The 17,369-nt window shown below is 69.6% G+C and carries 18 protein-coding genes and 1 pseudogene; 12 read left to right on the top strand and 7 right to left on the bottom strand.

Going from position 1 to position 17,369, the window contains the following annotated elements; all coding sequences use genetic code 11:
• Positions 1-3: 3 nt before the first annotated feature.
• Positions 4-681 (bottom strand): fumarylacetoacetate hydrolase family protein, encoded by a 678-nt coding sequence (locus ACSQ2G_RS07030; protein WP_436029468.1) that lies wholly within the window; start codon positions 679-681, stop codon positions 4-6.
• A gap of 190 nt (positions 682-871) precedes the next feature.
• Here ACSQ2G_RS07030 and ACSQ2G_RS07025 point away from each other — a divergent pair, with 190 nt between their 5' ends.
• From ACSQ2G_RS07025 to ACSQ2G_RS07015, 3 genes are read left to right on the top strand one after another with little or no spacing between them, the layout of a single operon-like run.
• Positions 872-1,750 (top strand): ABC transporter ATP-binding protein, encoded by an 879-nt coding sequence (locus ACSQ2G_RS07025; protein ID WP_436029466.1) that lies wholly within the window; start codon positions 872-874, stop codon positions 1,748-1,750.
• 26 nt (positions 1,751-1,776) lie between these two features.
• On the top strand, positions 1,777-5,397 hold the full coding sequence (locus tag ACSQ2G_RS07020) for an ABC transporter permease subunit (protein WP_436029464.1): 3,621 nt from the start codon (positions 1,777-1,779) through the stop codon (positions 5,395-5,397).
• Positions 5,394-5,828 (top strand): PaaI family thioesterase, encoded by a 435-nt coding sequence (locus ACSQ2G_RS07015; RefSeq protein ID WP_436029462.1) that lies wholly within the window; start codon positions 5,394-5,396, stop codon positions 5,826-5,828. The genes ACSQ2G_RS07020 and ACSQ2G_RS07015 overlap by 4 nt, the downstream gene beginning before the upstream one ends.
• A gap of 24 nt (positions 5,829-5,852) precedes the next feature.
• Here the strand turns inward: ACSQ2G_RS07015 and ACSQ2G_RS07010 are convergent, their stop codons facing one another.
• Positions 5,853-6,527 carry a DUF4142 domain-containing protein gene (locus ACSQ2G_RS07010; RefSeq protein WP_436029460.1) on the bottom strand — a complete coding sequence of 225 codons (675 nt, stop codon included), beginning with the start codon at positions 6,525-6,527 and terminating at the stop codon, positions 5,853-5,855.
• 124 nt (positions 6,528-6,651) lie between these two features.
• On the opposite strand from ACSQ2G_RS07010, the gene ACSQ2G_RS07005 reads away from it, so the two are divergent.
• Both ACSQ2G_RS07005 and ACSQ2G_RS07000 read left to right on the top strand, forming a co-directional pair.
• Complete coding sequence (locus ACSQ2G_RS07005; protein WP_436029458.1) at positions 6,652-7,848, top strand: CaiB/BaiF CoA transferase family protein; 1,197 nt, start codon at positions 6,652-6,654, stop codon at positions 7,846-7,848.
• Positions 7,848-8,261 carry a GFA family protein gene (locus ACSQ2G_RS07000; protein ID WP_436029456.1) on the top strand — a complete coding sequence of 138 codons (414 nt, stop codon included), beginning with the start codon at positions 7,848-7,850 and terminating at the stop codon, positions 8,259-8,261. Before ACSQ2G_RS07005 ends, ACSQ2G_RS07000 begins: the two co-directional genes overlap by 1 nt.
• Positions 8,262-8,562: 301 nt before the next feature.
• Here ACSQ2G_RS07000 and ACSQ2G_RS06995 read toward each other — a convergent pair.
• Together ACSQ2G_RS06995 and ACSQ2G_RS06990 are read right to left on the bottom strand one after the other, a co-directional pair.
• Positions 8,563-8,657, bottom strand: a pseudogene (locus tag ACSQ2G_RS06995) (hypothetical protein); the annotation flags it as partial.
• A gap of 467 nt (positions 8,658-9,124) precedes the next feature.
• Positions 9,125-11,038 (bottom strand): HWE histidine kinase domain-containing protein, encoded by a 1,914-nt coding sequence (locus tag ACSQ2G_RS06990; RefSeq protein ID WP_436029455.1) that lies wholly within the window; start codon positions 11,036-11,038, stop codon positions 9,125-9,127.
• A 196-nt stretch (positions 11,039-11,234) separates the two neighbouring features.
• Between ACSQ2G_RS06990 and ACSQ2G_RS06985 the strand changes: the two genes are divergently transcribed.
• The 3 genes from ACSQ2G_RS06985 to ACSQ2G_RS06975 all read left to right on the top strand — a co-directional run bounded on the left by ACSQ2G_RS06985 (position 11,235) and on the right by ACSQ2G_RS06975 (position 12,817).
• Entirely contained in the window at positions 11,235-11,621 is a 387-nt protein-coding gene (locus ACSQ2G_RS06985; protein WP_436029453.1) for a hypothetical protein, read from the top strand.
• The gene (locus ACSQ2G_RS06980) at positions 11,618-12,013 is read left to right on the top strand and encodes a hypothetical protein (RefSeq protein WP_436029451.1); all 396 of its coding nucleotides are present in this window, start codon (positions 11,618-11,620) and stop codon (positions 12,011-12,013) included. Before ACSQ2G_RS06985 ends, ACSQ2G_RS06980 begins: the two co-directional genes overlap by 4 nt.
• A gap of 186 nt (positions 12,014-12,199) precedes the next feature.
• A complete protein-coding gene (locus ACSQ2G_RS06975; RefSeq protein ID WP_436029449.1) occupies positions 12,200-12,817 on the top strand; it encodes a superoxide dismutase in 618 nt (205 codons plus the stop codon).
• Between the two features lie 15 nt (positions 12,818-12,832).
• On the opposite strand, the gene ACSQ2G_RS06970 is transcribed toward ACSQ2G_RS06975, so the two are convergent.
• Positions 12,833-13,684, bottom strand: coding sequence for a metallophosphoesterase family protein (locus tag ACSQ2G_RS06970; protein ID WP_436029447.1), 852 nt, complete (start codon positions 13,682-13,684; stop codon positions 12,833-12,835).
• The gene (locus ACSQ2G_RS06965; protein WP_436029445.1) at positions 13,681-14,529 is read right to left on the bottom strand and encodes a diacylglycerol/lipid kinase family protein; all 849 of its coding nucleotides are present in this window, start codon (positions 14,527-14,529) and stop codon (positions 13,681-13,683) included. The genes ACSQ2G_RS06970 and ACSQ2G_RS06965 overlap by 4 nt, the downstream gene beginning before the upstream one ends.
• A gap of 153 nt (positions 14,530-14,682) precedes the next feature.
• Between ACSQ2G_RS06965 and ACSQ2G_RS06960 the strand changes: the two genes are divergently transcribed.
• The 4 genes from ACSQ2G_RS06960 to ACSQ2G_RS06945 all read left to right on the top strand — a co-directional run bounded on the left by ACSQ2G_RS06960 (position 14,683) and on the right by ACSQ2G_RS06945 (position 16,361).
• Positions 14,683-15,024, top strand: a complete 342-nt coding sequence (locus ACSQ2G_RS06960; protein WP_028040099.1) for a glycine zipper domain-containing protein — start codon at positions 14,683-14,685, stop codon at positions 15,022-15,024.
• Positions 15,025-15,104: 80 nt separating this feature from the next.
• A complete protein-coding gene (locus ACSQ2G_RS06955) occupies positions 15,105-15,569 on the top strand; it encodes an OmpA family protein (protein WP_436029443.1) in 465 nt (154 codons plus the stop codon).
• 318 nt (positions 15,570-15,887) lie between these two features.
• Positions 15,888-16,097 (top strand): hypothetical protein, encoded by a 210-nt coding sequence (locus tag ACSQ2G_RS06950; protein ID WP_436029441.1) that lies wholly within the window; start codon positions 15,888-15,890, stop codon positions 16,095-16,097.
• A gap of 12 nt (positions 16,098-16,109) precedes the next feature.
• Positions 16,110-16,361, top strand: coding sequence for a hypothetical protein (locus ACSQ2G_RS06945; RefSeq protein ID WP_436029440.1), 252 nt, complete (start codon positions 16,110-16,112; stop codon positions 16,359-16,361).
• Positions 16,362-16,458: 97 nt separating this feature from the next.
• Here ACSQ2G_RS06945 and phyR read toward each other — a convergent pair whose 3' ends face one another.
• A complete protein-coding gene (phyR, locus tag ACSQ2G_RS06940; RefSeq protein WP_436029438.1) occupies positions 16,459-17,259 on the bottom strand; it encodes an anti-anti sigma factor/receiver protein PhyR in 801 nt (266 codons plus the stop codon).
• Positions 17,260-17,369 lie beyond the last annotated feature (110 nt).

Raw genomic sequence — 17,369 nt, 5'->3', positions numbered from 1 at the left:
GGTTCAGACGACGGTGAAGGCGAGCTTGCCGACGCCCTCGACCGCCCCCTCGACCCGGTCGCCCCGGCCCAGGGCGCCCACGCCCTCCGGGGTGCCGGTGAAGATCAGGTCGCCGGCCGCCAGGGTCCACAGCTTGGAGGCCTCGGCGATGATCTCGGGGATCGTCCAGATCATGGCGGCCACCTGGCCCCGCTGGCGAAGCTGGCCGTTGACCGACAGGGTGATCGCGCCGTCGGGACGGGCCCGGTCGGCGGGGACGATGGCGCTGATCGGGGCGCTGGCGTCGAAGCCCTTGGCCGCGTCCCACGGGTGGCTCTTGGCCTTGGCTGCGGCCTGCAGGTCGCGCCGGGTCAGGTCGACGCCCACCGCGTAGCCGAACACGTGGCCCATGGCCTCCTCCACCGCGATGTTGGCGCCGCCCGACTTCAGGGCGACCACCAGTTCGATCTCGTGATGCAGCTCGTGGGTGGCGACCGGATAGGGGACCTTGTCGCTCACCACGATGGCGTCGGCGGGCTTGGCGAAGAAGAACGGCGGATCGCGCTGGTCGGCGCCCATTTCGCGGGCGTGGGCCGCGTAGTTGCGGCCGACGCAGAGGATGCGGCGCACCGGAAAGACGGAGTCGCCGCCTTCGACCGGGACCGTGGACGGGGCGGGCGGGGGGAAGGCGAAGGGCGTCATGGCGCCTGATTAGACCCAAACCCGCTCCGCCAAAAGTCACCTTCGTGAGGACATGATCGTGCAACACGCTGGCGATCACGCCCGCCTAAACGTTCTTTCACTTGCCCCCACCTGTGGCGGCGAGGCATGACGGGTGGGCAATTGTGGCGAAAACCCGCCACGCCGACGTCGAAGGGGCCTGGGACCGACGATGCTGATCATCGAGAACCTGACTCACGTCTACGCCAACGGCGTGAAGGCCCTCGACGAGGTCAGCCTGACCATCCCGCGCGGCATGTACGGCCTGCTGGGCCCGAACGGCGCCGGCAAGTCGACCCTGATGCGCACCGTCGCCACCCTGCAGTCGCCGACCTCGGGCCATATCCGCTTCGGCGACATCGACGTGCTGAAGTCGCCGGACCTGCTGCGCCGCACCCTGGGCTACCTGCCGCAGGATTTCGGCGTCTATCCGCGCGTGTCGGCCTACGACATGCTGGACCACATGGCGGTGCTGAAGGGCATCGCCGGGGCCAGGGAACGCAAGGATGTCGTCGAGAGCCTGCTGAACCAGGTCAATCTGTGGACCGTCCGCAAGAAGGCCATCGCCGGCTTCTCGGGCGGCATGCGCCAGCGGTTCGGCATCGCCCAGGCCCTGATCGGCGATCCGCGGCTGATCATCGTCGACGAGCCCACCGCCGGCCTCGACCCGGAGGAACGCAACCGGTTCCTCAACCTGCTGGCCGAGATCGGCGAGAACGTGGTGGTGATCCTGTCGACTCACATCGTCGAGGATGTCTCCGACCTCTGCCCGGCCATGGCGATCATCTGCGACGGCCGCATCGTCAAGGAAGGCGCGCCCGCCGACCTGGTCCGCCAGCTGTCGGGCCGCATCTGGAAGAAGGTCATCGACAAGGCCGAGCTCGAGGCGGCCAAGGCCGAGCACCAGGTGATCTCCACCCGTCTGCTGGCCGGCCGCACCGTGATCCACGTCCTGGCCGACCAGGACCCCGGCGACGGCTTCGGCCTGGTCGAGGGCGGACTGGAGGACGTCTATTTCTCCACCCTGTCCAACACCCGGTGCGCGGCCTGATGGCCATGGAAGCGGGGCGCGCGGGCATGTTCGGAAAGGTCGCCGCCTTCGAGTTCCGCTACCAGGCGCGCCAGCCCGTTTTCTGGGTCGGGGTGATCATCTTCTTCCTGCTGGCCTTCGCGGCCGTCGCCGCGCCGAACATCGTCCAGCTGGGCTCCACGGCCAATGTGCACAAGAACGCCGCGACGGTGATCGCCAACGCCAACCTGTTCTTCGCCCTGGTCTACATGTTCATCACGGCCGCCTTCGTGGCCAACATCATCGTGCGCGACGAGGACACCGGCTTCGACGGCATCCTGCGCTCCACGCCGCTGACCAAGTTCGACTATCTGTACGGTCGCTTCAGCGGCGCCTTCGCCGCCACGGCCCTGTCGTTCCTGGCCGCGCCCGCCGGCATGGCGCTGGGCGCGGTGATGTGGTGGGTCGACCCCGACAGCGTCGGCCCCTTCGTGCTGAACCACTATCTGTTCGCCTATTTCGTCCTGGCCCTGCCGTCGCTGCTGCTGACCTCGGCGGTGTTCTTCGCATTGACCACCATCACGCGGTCGATGATGTGGACCTATGTCGGCGTCATCGCCTTCATGGTGGCGACGTTCATCAGCTCGACCATGCTGCGCCAGCCGGGCCTGGAGAAGGTGGCCGCCCTCTGGGAGCCCTTCGGCGGCGGCGCCTATGGCCTGGCGATCCGCTACTGGACCGCGGCCGAGCGCAACACCCAGGTCCCGGCCCTGGCCGGCTACCTGCTGGCCAACCGGCTGATCTGGATCGGCATCGCCCTGCTGATCATCGCGGCCGCCCATTGGCTGTTCGATCTGCGCAAGGGCGACGGCGCCACGCGGGTCAAGCGCGAGAAGCCCGGCGCCGACGCGCCGCGTCCCGCCACGGTCACCCACGGCGCGCCGGTATTCGACCAGGCGACCCGCTGGGCGCAGCTGTGGGCCCGGGCTCGACTGGACGCGCGGCAGGTCTTCCTCAGTCCGGCCTATCTGGTGCTGGTGGGCCTGGCGGCGGCGCTGTCGGTGTTCAATCTCTGGCGCGTCACCGACGACAGCCTGTATGGCGGGGCGATCTATCCGGTCACCCGGATGATGATCCAGGCCCTGAACGGCATCTTCCCGTTCATCTCGATGATCATCGCCGCGTTCTACGCCGGCGAGCTGGTCTGGCGCGAGCAGGACCGGCGCACCCACGAGCTGATCGACGTCACCCCGATCCCCGACTGGGCCTTCGTGGTCCCCAAGACCCTGGCCATCAGCCTGGTGCTGCTGTCGACCTTCCTGGCCGGGGTGGTCGTGGCCGTGATCATCCAGCTGATCAAGGGTTACACCCACCTGGAGCTGGTCAACTACGTGGTCTGGTGGGTGCTGCCCCAGGCGGCCGACTGCGTCCTGCTGGCCGCGCTGGCGGTGTTCCTGCAGGTGCTGTCGCCGCACAAGTTCGTCGGCTGGGGCCTGATGGTGCTCTACATCATCGGCACGATCGTCGCCTCCAGCTGGGGGCTGGAGCACAACCTCTACCTCTATGACGGCGCGCCGGGCGTGCCGATCTCCGACTTCAACGGCCTGAGCCGCTTCTGGATCGGGGCCTGGTGGTTCCGGCTCTACTGGGCGGCGTTCGCGGTGGTGCTGCTGGTGCTGTGCCACGCGCTGTGGCGGCGGGGGACCGAGAGCCGGCTGTGGCCGCGCCTGGCCGCCCTGCCGCGCCGGCTGGCGGGCCCGTCCGGCCTGATCGCGGCGGGCGCCCTGCTGACCTTCGCCGGCGTCGGCGCCTTCATCTACATGAACACCAATGTCTGGAACGCATACCGCACCACGCTCAGCAACGAGCGCTGGACGGCCGACTACGAGAAGGCCCTGCTGCCGTTCGAGAACACGCCCCAGCCCAAGATCGCCGCGGTCAAGCTGGACGTCGACATCCATCCGGGCGTCCCGCGCATCGACACCAAGGGCGTCTACGAGATCGAGAACCGCACCGACAAGCCGCTGCGCGAGATCCATGTCCGCTTCGACCGCGACCTGAAGGTCCTGGCCCTGTCGATCGAGGGCGCCCGGCCCAAGCGGACCTTCGAGCGCTTCAACTACCGGATCTTCGCCTTCGACACCCCGATGCAGCCAGGCGAGCGCCGCTCGATGTCGTTCAGCACCGCGCGCCTGGCCATGGGCTTCCCCAACAGCAACCCCGACACCCGGATGGTCGACAACGGGACGTTCATCAACGACCAGCAGCTGGCCCCGTCGCTGGGCATGGACCGCAACGGCCTGCTGACCGACCGCACCAAGCGGCGCAAGTACGGCCTGAAGCCCGAGCTGCGGCCGGCCAGGCTGGGCGACGTCGCCTCGCGGCAGTTCAACGGCCTGCGCCGCGACAGCGACTGGGTGACCGCCGACATCACCGTCACCACCGACGCCGACCAGACGCCGATGGCCCCCGGCTACAAGGTCTCCGAGCGCACCTGGCGCGAGTCGGCCGAGATGAGCGGCCCGGTCGGCAAGGCCGGCGACCGCCGCACGGCGCGTTTCGTGACCGAGGCCCCGATCCTGCACTTCTTCTCGATCCAGTCGGCCCGCTACGCCGTGCGGACCGAACCGTACAAGGGCGTGCAGCTGGCGGTCTACTACCACCCGGCCCACGCCTGGAACGTCGAGCGGATGATCAGCTCGATGAAGCGGTCGCTGGACTACGACCAGGCCCATTTCAGCCCCTACCAGTTCCGCCAGCTGCGCTACCTGGAGTTCCCGGCCTACGAGAACTTCGCCCAGTCGTTCGCCAACACCATCCCCTGGTCCGAGAACCTGGGCTTCGTGTCGCGGTACGAGGACCCGACCAAGATCGACATGGTCACCTATGTCGGGGCCCACGAGATCGCCCACCAATGGTGGGCCCATCAGCTGATCGGCGCCGACCAGCAGGGCGGCGCGGCCCTGTCCGAGACCCTGGCCCAGTACTCGGCCCTGATGGTGATGAAGAAGACCTACGGCGAGCCGATGATCCGCAAGTTCCTCAAGTACGAGCTGGACCGCTACCTGCGGGCCCGGGGCGGCGAGGTGATCGAGGAACTGCCGCTGCGCCAGGTCGAAAGCCAGCCCTACATCTACTACAACAAGGGCTCGCTGGTGATGTACCGCCTGGCCGACGAGATCGGCGAGGACAAGGTCAACGCCGCCCTGCGCGACCTGCTGGCGACCTACGCCTTCAAGGGCCCGCCCTATCCGACCGCCCTGGAGCTGGTCGCCGCCCTGCGCCGCCACGCTCCGGCCGACAAGCAGGCGCTGATCACCGACCTGTTCGAAAAGATCACCCTCTATGACCTGAAGACCACCATGGCCACGGCCCGCAAGCGGCCCGACGGCCGCTACGACGTGACGCTGACGGTGCAGGCCCGCAAGCTCTACGCCCAGGGTCGCGGCCAGGAGCGGGAAGCGCCGATGAGCGAGCCGATGGACGTCGGCCTGTTCACCCTGGAGCCGGGCAAGAAGGGCTTCGGCGCCGACAAGATCGTGGCCTTCGAGCGCCGGACCATCCGCTCGGGAACCCAGACCCTGACCTTCGTGACCAGGACCTTGCCCAAGGCGGCGGGGGTGGATCCCTACAACATGGTCATCGACCGCAACGGCGACGACAACACCGCCAAGGTCGAGCTGCGGTGAGCGCCGAGCCCGACCCCGCGACGCTGAAGCTCGACGCGGCGGCGCTCAACGCCTTCCTGGCCAAGGCCTTTCCCGAGGCCGAGACGCACCGTCCCGAGGTGGTCGAGGCCGAGCCGGGTCGGGTGCTGGTGCGCCAGGCCTTCGCCAGCCGGACCCTGCGGCCGGGCGGGCTGATCTCGGGGCCGGCCCAGATGGGCGTGGCCGACGTGGCGGCCTACGCCCTGGTCCTGGCCCATATCGGCGAGGTGGCCATGGCGGTGACGTCGTCGCTGACCATCCACTTCCTGCGTGGCGCCAAGCCGGGCGACCTCTACGCCGAGGGGGCCCTGCTGAAGCTCGGCCGGCGTATCGCGACGGTCGAGGTGCTGGTCTGGTCGGAATCGCGCGAGCGAGCCGCCGCCAAGGCGACGGTCGCCTACGCGATTCCTTAGCCCGGGTTACTTCTTGAGCCAGGGCTACTTCTTGGCTTTTTCCTCGGCGACCTTCGCCTTGGCGTCGGCGACCTTGTCCTCGGCCTTGGCCACGTCCTTGCCGGTGTCGAAGCCCTTCTTCAGGCCCTCGGCCATGTTCAGGTGCTCCTGCACGGCCGGGGCCGTGGCGGCGGCGAAGGCCTTGATGGCGGCGGTGTCGCCGTCCTGGGCGTAGCGCTGCAGCAGGTCCAGGGCCGCCTGGTGGGCGTCGACCTGGCTGTCGGCGTACTTCTTGTCGAAGTCCTTGTCGTTGGCCTTGGTCAGGTCGTCCAGCTTGCCCTGCAGGTCTTCGGGCAGGGCGGCCGGCGGGGTCAGGGCGGCGCCCGAGGCGGCGATCGCGGCCTTCAGGTCCTCGGTGGTCTTGGTGTGGGCCTTTTCCATCTTGGCGGCGAAGGCCTTGATCTCGGCGTTGGTCGAGCGCTTGGCGGCCAGCTTGGCGGCCTCGATCTCGAACATGTCGCTGGCGGCGGCCTTCTCGACGAAGGTGGCGGCCTTGGTCTCGTCCGACGGGGTCGGGACGGTGGCCGCCGGGTTGGCGTCCGGGGTGGCGGCCTGCTCGGCCGGGGTGGCGGCGCCCTTGGTCTCGTCGGACTTCTGGCCGCAGGCGGCGACGCTGAGGGCGGCGATGGCGGCGCCGACGATGAGAAGCTTACGGGTCATGGCTTTCTTTCCCTGCGCGTTTTTCTAGAACGTTGATGGTTCGGGGCGCCGCGCTTGCGCCGACGTGGGATAAAAACTTCACGCGGCCGTGATCGGTTCCGTGATCGCTCGGGAGGGAAACGGCATGGCCGAAGCGCCGCTGAAGGGCCTGCGGGTCATCGAAATGGGCTCGCTGATCGCCGGTCCGTTCTGCGGCCAGGTGCTGGGCGATTTCGGCGCCGAGGTGATCAAGCTGGAGGATCCCAAGGCCGGCGACCCGATGCGCCAGTGGGGCCGCACCAAGCCCAAGGGCCACTCGCCCTGGTGGCCGGTGATCGGCCGCAACAAGACCTCGGTGACCCTGGATCTGCGCGCCTCGGAGGGCCGCGACATCGCCCGCGCCCTGATCGACACGGCCGACGTGGTGGTCGAGAACTTCCGTCCCGGCACGCTGGAAAAGTGGGGCATGGGCTATGACGACCTGGCCCGGACCAATCCCGGCCTGGTCATGGCCCGGGTCTCGGGCTTCGGCCAGACCGGCCCCTATGCGCACCGCGCCGGCTACGCCCTGATCGGCGAGGCCATGGGCGGGCTGCGCCACATCACCGGCGAGGCCGACCGGCCGCCGGCCCGGGCGGGCATCTCGATCGGCGACAGCCTGGCCGGCCTCAACGCCGCCCTGGGCGTGATGATGGCCCTGCACGCCCGCCAGAGCAGCGGCCGGGGCCAGGTGGTCGACGCGGCGATCTACGAAAGCGTGCTGACGGTGATGGAGAACCTGATTACCGAATACGACCTGTCGGGCTATGTGCGCGAGCGCTCGGGCGCGATCCTGCCCGGCATCGCCCCGTCCAACGTCTATCCCACCCGCAGCGGCGAGTTGATCCTGATCGGCGCCAACCAGGACACCCTGTTCAAGCGCCTGTGCGACGCCATGGGCCGGCCGGAGCTGGCGACCGACGCCCGCTATCGCGATCATGCCGCGCGCGGCGTCAATCAGCTGCAGCTGGACGCCACCATCGCCGGCTGGACCGTCGAGCGCGACATCGACGACCTGCTGCCGCTGCTGGAGGAGGCCGGCCTCGCCGTCGGACGGGTCTATCGCGCGCCCGACATGCTGAAGGACCCGCAGTTCGCCGCCCGCCAGTCGATCGTCGAGGTGGCCCATCCCGTGTTCGGCACGGTGAAGATGCAGAACGCCTTCCCCCGACTGTCCGAAACCCCCGGCGGGGTCCGCTGGCCGGGGCCGGCCCTGGGCGAGCACACCGACGCGGTGCTGGGCGCGGTGGCCGGCCTGTCGGCCGAGGCGATCGCCGGCCTGCGGGCCAAGGGAGTGGTGTGATGATCGACGCGCTCTACACCGGCGGCTGCCTGTGCGGCGCCCTGCGCTACGAGGCGCGCGGCCAGCCGCTGTACATGGGCCATTGCTACTGCGCCGACTGCCGCAAGGCCTCGGGCTCGGGCTTCATCCCGTTCATGGCCTTCGCGGCCGCCGACCTGACCTTCAGCGCCCCGAGCCGGACCTTCACCTGCGTCTCGGCGCGAGGGAGCGACGCGGTGCGCAACAGCTGCCCGACCTGCGCCAGCCTGGTGTTCGGCGGGCCGGTGGGCCAGACCGACTCGCACACGATCTACGCCGGCTCGCTGGACGACCCGTCGCTGTTCCGCCCGGCCGTGGCGATCTTCGTCAAGGGCCGCCCCGACTGGGCGGTGATCCCGGAGGGGCTGGCGGTGTTCGACGGGCTGCCGGACTAGGCGCACAACCGGGGACGTGCACTCACGGCAGGGCGCCGGACAGGTCCGCGCCGAGCCCAGGGTGAGTGCATGTCCCCAACGGACCCGCTGAGTCCGGCGCTGAAGTCCCATGACGCTATGGATGGCGTTGGGGACATGCACTCACCCCGAGGCCGTGAATCGATCCGCGAGGCCTTGCCGTGAGAGCACGTCCCCGGCTTGCGCTCGGCGTTCAGCGAACAAAGCCCCACGATTTCAACGCCCTGAACTTTCTCGACCCAATTCTGTCCTCACCCTCCCAGACCGCCCTTATCCTGTCCTCACCTCGTCGCGTGGAAAGGGCGCATGGCCAGCGACCGATGCGGCGGCGGGGGGCGATCGAGCGGGACTGGGCTGGAGGGGGTTACTCCAGCGTGTCCGGGGACTTCCATCGTTGGGAAGCCCGCCCGCCGTCGGCGTCGCACGGGGATCGGCGTGCGTGTCTTGATGATCCGCGTCCCCCGTCACCGGACCTCGTCGGAAACGGCGAACCGGCTTCCGGCTAGGCCTCAACAGGGCCGCCTACCGGACGCGGACGGAAAACGAGCGCGCGGAGCGATCGGCTTCGTCGAAACGGTAATAGTCAAAACACTCCGGACGATGTCCGGCGCTCCGCGTCCCTTTCCATCACTCAGCGGTGATCCGCGTGAGGCGGCGAAGCCGTGCATCCCAGATCCTCCCCCTGTGGGGGAGGTGTCGGCGAAGCCGACGGAGGGGGGAGTGATCGGCAGATGACCGCAACCTGGATCTTCGACCCGAAAACTCCCCCCACCGGCCTTCGGCCGCCTCCCCCACGGGGGGAGGATCTGGATGAGCCGGTCCGTAGGGGGCAAGTGATGGAGTCCCTACCGCCCCGTCACCGACGCCAGGGCGCGGGCGATCTGGTGGACGTTGTAGGGCTTGCGGACGATCGGGGCGTCGAAGCCCATCGGGGCGGCCTTGTCGGCGTAGCCGGTGGCGAACACGAACGGGCGGCCCTCGCGGCGCAGCACCTCGGCGACCGGGGCCACCGACTGGCCGTTGAGGTCGGCGTCCAGCACGGCGGCGTCGAACGTCAGCTCCAGCATCGACAGCGCCTCGGCCAGCTCGGCCGCGCAGCCCACCACCTCGACGCCGGAATCCACCAGCCCCGCCTCCAGCTCCATGGCCAGCAGCAGCGAGTCCTCGACGATCAGCACCTTCAGGCCCGCGATGTCGCCGGTCCGGAAGCTGTCGTCGCCGCCGCCGACCGTCTCGACGATCCGGGTGTTGGGGACCTCGACCGGTTCGGGCTCGGGCTCGTCGACCAGGGCGTCGGCGGCGGCGTGGATCATCGCCGTGACGCCGCTGCGCTTGTATTCGACGGTCGCCCGCCCGCCGAGCTCCCGGCCGACCACGTCCTCGATCAGGGTCATGCCGAAGCCGCGGACGTCCGGCGGCGAGGTCATCGGCCCGCCGGTCTCCAGCCATTCCAGGTTGAAGCCGCCGCCGGGGGCCACGCGCCAGACCACCTCGACCCGGCCGCTCTCGACCGACAGCGACCCGTACTTGACGGCGTTGACGGCCAGCTCGTGCAGGGTCAGCGACAGGGCCGCCGCCGCGCGAGGCGTCAGGAACAGCTCGGGCCCGTCCCAGCGGGTCTGGTTGGGGGCCAGGCCGCCCAGCTCGGCCGCCGCGATCCGCGCCAGGGTGGCGCCGCGCCAGCGGGCGGCGCTGAGCAGGTCGTGGGCCGAGCTCATCGCCTTGAGCCGGCCGTTGAAGGCCTTCAGGAAGCCGTCCAGGGACGAGGCCTTGCGGGCCGACTGGCCGGCCACCGACTGCACGGCGGCCAGGATGTTCTTGATCCGGTGGTCCAGTTCGGTGAGCAGGTTCTCGCGCTGGTCGTCGGCGTCCTTGCGGGCGGTGACGTCCTGGACCACCCCGATCAGCCGCAGCGGCTTGCCTTCGGCGTCCCGGACCAGCAGGCCGGCCACCCGGTTCCAGACCACCCGGTGCGGATCGGACGACACGCGCCGGAACTCGACCTCGTAGCGGCCCTGGGCCTTCAGCTGGGCCTCGACCTCGGCGCGGACCGCCTCGCGGTCGTCGGGATGGATGAAGCCGTACAGGGCCTCGCCGCGTTCGGCCGGCGCCACGCCTTCGGGAACTTCGGTGATCGACGCCATCCGGGCGCTGACCCGCACGGTGTCGGTCGCCATGTCCCAGACGAACTCGCCGAGGTTGGCGGCGTGCAGGGCCAGGGCGATCCGCTCGCTGTCCAGGGTGCGCTCGGCGACGTTGCGGGCCGTCTCGGCGTCGTGCAGCAGTTCTTCCATCGCCAGGGCGGCCAGGTCGGCCAGGGCGTCGGTCAAGCCGGGATCGACGGCCTCCCGGGGCGCGGGGTCCTCGACGGTTAGCAGGCCGACGATCTCGCCCGAGGCGGTCTTCAGCGGCGCGCAGGCGAAGAAGCGGCTGTCGGCGCACCAGGGGCGCAGGGTCTGGTCGGGATCGGCGGCGAGGTCGGGATGGGCCACCACGCCGTTCTCGCGCATCCGTTCGGCCAGGCCAGGGGGGCGAGGTTCCTCGACATGGTCGAACCCGACCTTGGCCTTCAGCCAGACGCTGTCCTTGCCGATCAGGCGGATCGCCGCCCGTGGGGCGCCGAACAGGCGCGAGGCCAGACGCACGATGCGATCGAACCGGGGGTCGGCCGGGTCGCCGCCAAAGGCGCGGAGAGCATTGAGGGCGCGCAGTCGTCGCGCCTCCTGATCATCCGCCAGCGTTGCGCTCGCATCGTCCATGATTCGACCATAGACCGGGTTCGCGCGAGGCGCGAGATCGATAAAGGCGGCCTCCGTGATCGCCGGCGAAGATCGCCTGTGGTGAAGCTCAAACCTTGGGGCTACAATGGAACTCGTCGCTTCGGCTTTGCGTTGAGCGGGCGCAGCTTCGCAGCTGCCCGCCCCCCACAAGCCGAGCCGCGAACTGGAGATCATCATGCCCGACAACGCCCTCAACCCCGCCTTGAAGGAAGCCAGCAAGGCGTCGTCGAACGCCGGCGCGGCTCTCGACCACGCCGAGCGCAGCTTCGGCGAGGCGACCGCCGCCGCCCGCGGCCATCTCGGCGAGGCCGCCGCGGTCGCCAAGGCCAACCTGGCCGACGCCGCCAAGCGCATCGAAGCCTCCCTGACCCAAGGCCTGGAAACCCTGCGCGCCCAGACCCGCACCTATACCGACACCGCCGGCCAGTCGGTCGACGAAGCCAGCCGCTATGTCAGCGAGCGCGTTCGCGAGCGGCCGATCACCGCCACCCTGGCCGGCCTCGGCGTCGGCGTGCTGCTGGGCCTGCTGCTGGCCGGAAACCGTGGCGGCCGCGACAAGTGATCTTCGGCAAGACCCTGACGACCCTGGCAGCGGCCGCGGCGATCGCCGCGGCCGCTGCCGTGAGCGTGTTCGCCGCGGCCTTCGCGCTGTTCGCGGTGCTGCAGCCCCATCTCGGCGCCGCCGGCGCGGCGGCGGTGGTCGCCGCGGTGGCCGCCGCGATCGTCGGGCTGGCCGGCCTGCTGGCCGCGCTCAAGGCGGAGGAAAAGGCGCGGCCGGCGCCGGCGCCGGACGCCTTCGCCTTCGCCGAGAAGGCGATCGAGATGGTCAAGGATCGTCCGATCCTGACCGTCAGCGCGGGCCTGGCGGCGGGGATCATCGCTTTCCGCAACCCCGCCCTGGCCGCGATCGTCGCCAAGGCGCTGCTGGATTCGCAGAAACCGCCGTCGCGGTAGAACGTGACAGCCGAAAGTGGATGCCGGTTTCGGCGTCTGTCACGCTCCAAGTGTTTAACCTGGAGCCTGCCATTTCCAACGGAAACGGGCAGGCTCCAGCGACAATCGACAAGACGAGTCTTTCCCGCCTCTGGTTTTCTGGGCCTCCCCGCCCATCTTCCGGGGGCGTTTTGCCCTGGAGCGATCATGTTCAAACTCCCCGACCTCCCCTACGCCTATGAAGCCCTGGAGCCGACCATCTCGGCCAACACGCTTCATTTCCACCATGACAAGCACCACGCGGCCTATGTGAACGCGCTGAACGGCCTGCTGCCGGAAGGCGACAAGCGGCCGCTGGAAGCGGTGATCCGCGAGGCCGGCCCCGGCAAGGTGTTCAACAACGCCGCCCAGGCCTGGAACCACGCCTTCTTCTGGGACTGCATGAGCGCCGACAAGGCCGCCCCGTCGGCCGAGTTGACCGCCGCCATCGACGAGGCGTTCGGCGGCCTGGCCGGCCTGAAGGAAAAGTTCGTCGCCGAAGGCGTCGGCCATTTCGGCTCGGGCTGGGTCTGGCTGGCCGTGCAGGACGGCAAGCTGGTGGTGCTCTCGACCCACGACGCCGACGACACCCTGACCAAGCCGGGCGTCACCCCGCTGCTGGTCTGCGACCTGTGGGAACACGCCTACTATCTGGACCACCAGAACAACCGGAAGGGCTTCCTGGAAGCCTGGTTCGACGTCCTGCCCAACTGGGCGTTCGCCGACGCCCAGTTCGCCGCGGCCAAGGGCCAGGGTGCGGCCTGGACCTATCCCGAACCGGCCTGACCGATCTTTCGGAATCTAGACCTTGAGCGGCGCGACCTCGGTCGCGCCGTTTTCGTCTAAAGTCTTGGGAACGCGGCGGCGGGGAACCGACCAGGTCCGGAAGGTCGTGAACCGGGTGCGTTCGAAGGCCAGGGCCGTGATGCGGATGTCGACGTCGTCGACCTCGATCACGTTGAAGCTGGGCGGCACGCCGCGCTCGCGCACCGACAACGTCCCCGAGCCGACCGCCTGGGTGCAGCCGTCCGAGAACGGATAGGGATGCACGAACGGCGCGTGGATGTGCCCGGTCAGGACCAGGTCGACCCCGGCGTGCGAGAAGGCCTGGGCCGCCGCGGTGCCGCCATGCACCCGGGCCGTCATCGGCCCGCCCAGCATCTCGATCAGCGGGTGGTGGCAGACCACGATCTTCAGGGCTCCGGGCGCGGCGCCCTTCAGGTCGGCGCAGACCTCGCGGACCTGGCGGCGCGACACCGCGCCCTTCGACCAGTTCGGCCGCAGCTGGAAGGCGCGGGCCGAGTTGAGGGTGACCACCGTGGCCCGCGGGTCGTCCCAGTCGCTGTTCATCCGCTCGCCGAACCGGCTCTCGTAGCGCCGCCATGGCGCGACCAGCCGGGCCAGGATCTCGCGCGGACCGGCGAACGGGACGTCGTGATTGCCCGGCGTGACCAGGCGCGGCCGGGGCAGCCGGTCGAGCCAGGCCTGGGCGGCGTCGAACTCCTCGACCTTGCCGTCCTTGGTCAGGTCGCCGGCGGCGATCACCAGGTCGGGCCGTTCGGCGTGGATGCGCTCGACCGCCGCCTCGACGGCGGCCTTGTGCTCGCCGCCGAAATGGATGTCGGACACCTGGACCAGCTTGAGCGGCCTCATGAGGCGGGGACCAGGGCGCGGAAGGCCTTGGGGCGGAAGCGGATGGCGACGGTGTCGTCCAGCCGCACCGGTTCGCCGTCGAGGATGGCGGGGATCCGACCCCCGGCCCAGACCTTGCCGATCCGGCAGCGGCCGACGACCACCGACGGGTCGTTGCGCCAGTTGCCGGTTACGGTGTTGACCCCCAGGCGGAAGATGTCGAGCGCGCCGGCGGGGTCGAGGGCGGCGGCCTCCAGGGCCTGCTCGTCGGCGTCCAGGTCGGCCGAGACCAGGGGGCAGAGCAGGCTCAGGGCCTCGGTCTTGCCCTTGGGGCGGCCGTCCAGCACGTAGCGCAGCCGGCTGGAGAAGGCGCGGCGCATGGCCCGGCGGGCGCGCAGCAGCGCCAGGTCGGCCCGGCCCGCCCGCGCCGCCTCGCGCGCCTCGGCCCACAGGGCGGGGCTGCCGAGGATGGCGGCGACGAAGAACAGCCGGCCGTTGATCTCGCCGCCGGAGATCATCCGTTCCTGGCCGCCCTTCAGGCAGTTGACCATGGCCTCGGACCAGGGAACGACGCCGTACAGCGCGTGGGGCAGCATGTTCATGGTGCCGCCGGGCAGGGGCGCGATCAGCGGACCGTCGGGACCGGCCATCTCGGCGGCGGCCCGGGCGGTGCCGTCGCCCGCCACCACCAGCAGGGCGTCGGGCCGCGAGTCGAGGGCGTCGCGCAGGCAGGCGATCAGCTCGCCCTCGCTGGGCGCATGGACCCGTCCGGTGACCCCGTGCTCGGCCAGGATGGCCTCGGCCTGGGCGGGCGCGTCCCGACCCACCGAGCCGGAGGCGATGTTGGTGACGACTTCCACACGCATGCGAAGTTCCAGGGCGCACGGGGCGCGGGGGCCAGGGCGCGGATGCGCAAGAAGGATCGAGACCAGAAACGGCGGCGCTTGGCTGGGGTTCCCGGAACCGTTGACCTGCGCGGCTCGTTTGCTGCCAGGGACAAGCTCGAACGGAGAGCCACGATGAACAAGACCTTGATCGCCCTCTTGGGCGTCGGCGTGCTGGCCAGCGCTTGCACCGCCACCGGCAACACCGAACGCAACGCCGCCGGCGGCGCGGCCCTGGGCGCCCTGGCGGGCGCGATCGTCGGCAACAACGTCGGCGGCGGCAGCGCCACGACGGGCGCCGCGGTCGGCGCGGCGCTGGGCGGCACTGTCGGCGCCGTGAAGGGCTGCCGCGAGGACGGGGGCTGCGGCGCCACCAACGTCAATCGCCGTCAGTACTATGACGAGCGCGCCGGACGGTATTACTACTACGACTCGCGGAGCGGTCGTTACTACTGGGAAGACGGCAGCCCGCGTTAAGTCGGGCAGGTCGAACCCTCGTAAAGGCGGCCGGCTCGCGTCGGCCGCCTTTTGCGCGCCGTGGCGTCAGAGAGGGCAAGATGAAGACGATCGGACGGGCGATAATCGGCGTGGCGGTCCTGGGCGGCCTGGTGGCGGGATGCGTGAGCCATCCAGGGCCCAAGTCGCGGTCACAGGTCGTGCAGATGGCGCCCAGCTGCGAAGACTTTTCGGTCCAGATCTATTTCGAGAGCCGATCGGCCCAGCTGACCAACGAAGCGCGCTCGGTGCTGAAGGGGGCGGACGCCCTGGCCACGGGTTGCAAGGTCGCCTCGGTGCGGGTTGTCGGTCTGGCCGACGCCGTCGGGGCCCCCGACGCCAACCTGGCGCTGTCCAAGCAGCGCGCCGATGTCGTGACGCGGGCGCTGGACAAGATGGGCTACAGCAATGTGACGCTCGATGTCGGCGCGGCGGGCGACGCCGGGGCCATGACCAACGACGGCGAGAATCGCCCCTTGCGGCGTCAGGCCGACATCCGGTTCGATCTGGACGGCAGGCTGCGCTAGCGCGCCGGGCGTTGAAGCCGGACATCGAAAAGGCGGATCCGAACGGGTCCGCCTGAAGGCTTTCCAAGGTGGGGTGCGGAGGCGGCAGGCTGGCTTTCACCAGCCTCAAGTCGGGGGGGCGTCGCCGCCTCCGCAATTCGAAAACGCCGCTCCCCCGGGGCGGTTCCCGCCCCGCGAAACTTTTTCGCCTTTCCCGCGATGTTTTTTCGCGACGCCGTTCGGCCGTTCTTCGCCGGGTGGCGGCGGCAGGGAACGTCGCAAGGGACGACACGTTGATTTCCCGAAGGCCGCATGGCCTCGCACAGGGGAGCAACGTTCGTGATCCGCACCTATCAAGCCGAACACGGTGGAATGGCCTTCGACAGCGCGCTGTCGCGTCGGCAAAGGATCAGGCGCAATCGTATCACGGCCCTGGCGGTGATCGTCACCGTGGCGGCGTCGGCCGGCGTTCTCCAGCACTTCAACGAAAACCTCGCTCCCAGCGGCCCGGCGACGCCCGGTGCGGGAGCCTATTCCGCCGTCCGATAAAGGAGGCCCAAGATGCCCGCCGACCTCGAACAACATCATCCCGCCGTCAACGCGACCCGTGTCCGCCAGGGGCGCTGGGGCAAGCACGTCTTCTGGGTGCTGATCATCTCGACCGTACTGGCCGCTGCGGCGTTGTTCGGCGCTTGGGGCCTGCGCTCAGGAGACCTGGCCGGCGTCGAGCATACCAAGGGCGCGACCACCACCCAGGAAGCCGAGCGCTATTCCGGCGAACAGGCGCCGGTCAGGCAGACACCTTCCAACTAACCTGGCTCGCGACCGCGAAGATTAGCCCATGAAAAAGGCCCCGGCGAAAACCGGGGCCTTGATCGTTTCGGGGTCTGACCCGGACGAGCAGCCGGTATCAGGCCGCCTTTTGCGTCCGGCGCGGGTGGAAGAACAGCGCCTGGCCGATCGCCGCCTTCACCGTCTCCGGCTGGAAGGGCTTGGTGATCAGGAAGGTCGGCTCCGGGCGCTCGCCGGTCAGCAGGCGCTCGGGGAAGGCCGTGATGAAGATCACCGGCACGTCGAGACGGGCCAGGATGTCCTTGACCGCGTCGATGCCCGACGAGCCGTCGGCCAGCTGGATGTCGGCCAGCACCAGGCCGGGCGTGCGCCGGGTGACGGCGTCGACCGCCTCGCCGCGCGTGGCGGCGATGTCGATCACGTCGTGGCCCAGTTCCTTGACCAGGGCCTCGATGTCGGCGGCGATCACCGGTTCGTCCTCGATGATCAGGACCTCGGTGGCCAGTTCGGCGTCGATCTCGCTCTGGGCCTCGGCGATCAGCCGTTCGACCTCGGCGAAGTCGCAATCCAGGATCTGCGAGGCCTCGGTGGGGGTGAAGCCTTCCAGGGCGGTGAGCAGGAAGGCCTGACGCGAGCGCGGGGCGATCCGCATCAGCCGCTGCGAGGCGTCGTCGGCCGCGCCGGTCAGGTCGTCGCGGCGCGCTTCCAACTGGGCGCCCGAGGACAGCCAGATGGCGTGGAACACGCGATAGAGCGCGACCCGGGGCGACAGGTTGGCGTCCAGCGACCGCTCGCCGGCCGCCAGGGCCTCGAGCGCGACGCGCACATAGTGGTCGCCAGTGGTCTGGTCGCCGGTCAGCGCGCGGGCATAGCGACGAACATAAGGCAAGTGCGGCGCCAGCCGGGCAAGAAGACTCATGACCCCTCCCGTGTGAGTGTCTTCGGATACAAAAAAGCCTGCGGTGTGGTGAAGCTACGCCGTTCGGCCATCCGAACATAAACGCAACCCTCAGACACCGGTTCCATAAC

The organism is Caulobacter sp. LjRoot300 (genome assembly GCF_964253875.1).
Classification (GTDB): Bacteria; Pseudomonadota; Alphaproteobacteria; order Caulobacterales; family Caulobacteraceae; genus Caulobacter.
The sequence above is the reverse complement of the archived record's forward strand: the minus strand, read 5'-3'. Positions and strand labels throughout refer to the sequence as shown.

Coding starts and splice junctions, on each gene's coding strand:
- ACSQ2G_RS06955 (WP_436029443.1), top strand. CDS start 15,105: ATGAAGACGATCGGACGGGCGATAATCGGCGTGGCGGTCCTGGGCGGC.
- ACSQ2G_RS07005 (WP_436029458.1), top strand. CDS start 6,652: ATGGCCGAAGCGCCGCTGAAGGGCCTGCGGGTCATCGAAATGGGCTCG.
- ACSQ2G_RS06975 (WP_436029449.1), top strand. CDS start 12,200: ATGTTCAAACTCCCCGACCTCCCCTACGCCTATGAAGCCCTGGAGCCG.
- phyR (WP_436029438.1), bottom strand. CDS start 17,259: ATGAGTCTTCTTGCCCGGCTGGCGCCGCACTTGCCTTATGTTCGTCGC.
- ACSQ2G_RS06985 (WP_436029453.1), top strand. CDS start 11,235: ATGCCCGACAACGCCCTCAACCCCGCCTTGAAGGAAGCCAGCAAGGCG.
- ACSQ2G_RS07010 (WP_436029460.1), bottom strand. CDS start 6,527: ATGACCCGTAAGCTTCTCATCGTCGGCGCCGCCATCGCCGCCCTCAGC.
- ACSQ2G_RS07020 (WP_436029464.1), top strand. CDS start 1,777: ATGTTCGGAAAGGTCGCCGCCTTCGAGTTCCGCTACCAGGCGCGCCAG.
- ACSQ2G_RS06965 (WP_436029445.1), bottom strand. CDS start 14,529: ATGCGTGTGGAAGTCGTCACCAACATCGCCTCCGGCTCGGTGGGTCGG.
- ACSQ2G_RS07000 (WP_436029456.1), top strand. CDS start 7,848: ATGATCGACGCGCTCTACACCGGCGGCTGCCTGTGCGGCGCCCTGCGC.
- ACSQ2G_RS06970 (WP_436029447.1), bottom strand. CDS start 13,684: ATGAGGCCGCTCAAGCTGGTCCAGGTGTCCGACATCCATTTCGGCGGC.
- ACSQ2G_RS07025 (WP_436029466.1), top strand. CDS start 872: ATGCTGATCATCGAGAACCTGACTCACGTCTACGCCAACGGCGTGAAG.
- ACSQ2G_RS06960 (WP_028040099.1), top strand. CDS start 14,683: ATGAACAAGACCTTGATCGCCCTCTTGGGCGTCGGCGTGCTGGCCAGC.
- ACSQ2G_RS06945 (WP_436029440.1), top strand. CDS start 16,110: ATGCCCGCCGACCTCGAACAACATCATCCCGCCGTCAACGCGACCCGT.
- ACSQ2G_RS07030 (WP_436029468.1), bottom strand. CDS start 681: ATGACGCCCTTCGCCTTCCCCCCGCCCGCCCCGTCCACGGTCCCGGTC.
- ACSQ2G_RS06990 (WP_436029455.1), bottom strand. CDS start 11,038: ATGGACGATGCGAGCGCAACGCTGGCGGATGATCAGGAGGCGCGACGA.